The sequence below is a fragment of the Dysgonomonas sp. HGC4 genome (assembly GCF_001261715.1).
In the GTDB taxonomy this organism is placed as follows: domain Bacteria; phylum Bacteroidota; class Bacteroidia; order Bacteroidales; family Dysgonomonadaceae; genus Dysgonomonas_A.
Genome location: NZ_CVRU01000186.1, coordinates 1 through 2,543, shown reverse-complemented (window position 1 = coordinate 2,543; position 2,543 = coordinate 1). Strand labels below are relative to the sequence as shown.

2 protein-coding genes are annotated in these 2,543 nt (G+C 31.3%); both read left to right on the top strand.

The window, feature by feature from the left end:
- The first annotated feature begins 53 nt into the window (after positions 1-53).
- Entirely contained in the window at positions 54-1,040 is a 987-nt protein-coding gene (locus HGC4_RS17350; RefSeq protein WP_050711403.1) for a helix-turn-helix domain-containing protein, read from the top strand.
- 321 nt (positions 1,041-1,361) lie between these two features.
- On the top strand, positions 1,362-1,892 hold the full coding sequence (locus HGC4_RS17345) for a hypothetical protein (RefSeq protein WP_050711402.1): 531 nt from the start codon (positions 1,362-1,364) through the stop codon (positions 1,890-1,892).
- Positions 1,893-2,543 lie beyond the last annotated feature (651 nt).

Here is a 2,543-nt window from a genome sequence, read left to right as displayed (position 1 = left end):
TAAACGTATAATTTTTTATTGCTTGTAAGAGAGGAGAGGAGAGAAAAATTTATATGAAAAAAAGACTAAATGAAATAGTCGTTAATAATGTACGTAAACATATGCCAGAGGGCAGAAGTGTTGTTTCTTTTTTAATGGACTTACTGGATTTAGCTAAAGAATCTACTTATCGAAGAATCAGAAATGAAATTCCTTTTACATTTGAGGAGATATCCAAGATTGCACTATATTTCAATATCTCATTGGATGAGATTGTTGGACAAGGAAGTAGTAACAAGCGAGTGTTTTTTCATTTACGAGAATGTGAATCGACGAATTCAATCCTTCAATTAGGAGAGGTTATGTTAGAGATTATAGATATTTTACATAAGGTTCGTCATGCTAATGATTCCAAAGTTATATTAGCTGGTAATCACTTCCCTATGATCTTTTCTCTCACATTTCCTAATATTACTAAATTCCGTTATTACAAATGGGTACATCAGGTTGAAAATGTTCCTCTGAATTTCTACTATTCAGATTTTAGTATACCACAAGAGATACTAAACTTGCAAAAGGAATTAAAGTATAACTTTCAGAGAGTGAGTAATCTGATGATTCTTCTAGACAAAAATGTTATATTGTCGATAGTGATGGATGCTAATTATTTTTACAAAAGAAATTTGATTAGTGAATCTGAACTGCGGGTAATACAGTCTGAATTGTATGAATGCGTAGATATGGTGGAAGAAATGACTCAAAAAGGAGTGAATCAAGAAGGATCGGAAGTCTTAATTTACCTTTCTCATCTGAATATTGAATCGAATGGTTCTTATTTTGAGTACGATGGGCAGGCTTATTCTCAGCTTTGGTCTTACTTTTCTGTACCAATAAGCATATCTAATCCTCAAGCATCGTTTCTACATAAGAAGTGGCTTGATTCTTTAAAAAAATACTCGACACTTATCACTCAAAGTGGAGAGATACAACGTTCTGAGTTCTTAAATTGGCAACGAGAGATTATATCTAATATAGATAGAGATTTTTTGTGGAAGAAATGAGGTAGAGGAGGCTTTGGAATTCTTTGAAAAAAAGAAGTTGTAGGTTTATTTTGTATATTTTTTGTTTCAAATAAAGTTTTGTATTTATAATTATAAAACTTTTCATTCTATGAAAGGAAATAGATATATTTTCAAAATATTAGAATAGGGTTAATCAAACGGGGGAGAACATTGATATTATATCGATTTTCAAATGAGACCAACTTTACTTTTTCAACTTTTATTTTACGCTCTTAAAATGTGTAGTGATTATACATCTTAAGAGACTCCCCTGAGTTGATTTTATAATGAGTAATTATGTATGAAAAAAGATTAAGACTAATGCTTAAAGGTTTATGTTGTTTGAGTTTGAGTATATTTTTGCTCGCAGTAGGTTTTCAAGTGTGTTTATTGAATGCAGTTTCTCCTCTAGAATTAGAATCGACTATGTCTTTAGATGATTTTCCTAGTCCCCATAAGGGGTGGGCTGGAAGTAATATTTATTGGAATGGAAGTAATCTGACATTTGATGTTATTGCTCATGCGAATTATCAAGGAGTTTATTTTCTGTGGGGTAGTTTATGGGGAATTTCTCCTAGTGAAAATTATAATAGCCTCTTCTCTTTATCCTCCTATTGGAGGATAAAGAGAAGAGGAGTAACTTGGGATTCTATTCCTCGAGTTAATGAGATATTAGCTGCTACCCCTATACTTTCTCGTGGGAAAACTATTCGTAATTATTCTTATTTAGGAACAATCCATGATCTCACTCAGGGGATTGGTGATATTTGTTGTTATCTGACCGAACAAGGTTTGGCTCCATGTTCTCCTAAAAAATGGCGTATGCCTACCATCACGAATTTAATTTGTTAGTTGATTTTTGATCACAAGGAGTTTGGGAATCTCAAATGTCAAAGTTGGATGATGGAAGGGGCCTGTTTAATATGGGATATACTAATGATACTATTTTTTTCCAGCTTCAGGTTATCGTTACAAAAAAGAGGGTTATTTAACAAATTTGAGAACAAATGTTTGTTGTCGTTTACAACCTTATCTTTATAATTTTCATATATAGTAAATAGGCTATGTCGAGTAGTGGTGTGTAGTGATTATATTATATGCTACTACTTTTTCTTGATTTGATTCATAATGCTCTAATCTTTCTTAATATAGAATAGGACACTATAAGAATTTTTTTCCTTTGTTACCATTTTAAAGATAATTGCTGAAGACATATCTGATTATATCTCCATTTATGTCTAAGTATTTGCGTTCAGGTTGGAGTAAATACAACAAATATGAATGAATCCTCTACTTTTGATGTGAATTCGGCCAATATAATACACTACTAATTATATTCTTTAGCTGTTCCAGAATACTTTCGTAATTTACCTTAACTTTTTGTCGTTTATGGGGTATAATCGTTTAATATTCTCCTTCAGTACAGCTATGTTTGATAGTATTATATAGTGATACTATTTTATTTATTAAGACAAGGTGATAACTATAACTGCAAAAAAAAAA

What these genes read in the sequence shown, in the direction of transcription:
- HGC4_RS17350 (WP_050711403.1), top strand. Translation starts at nt 54, where the DNA reads ATGAAAAAAAGACTAAATGAAATAGTCGTTAATAATGTACGTAAACAT.
- HGC4_RS17345 (WP_050711402.1), top strand. Translation starts at nt 1,362, where the DNA reads ATGCTTAAAGGTTTATGTTGTTTGAGTTTGAGTATATTTTTGCTCGCA.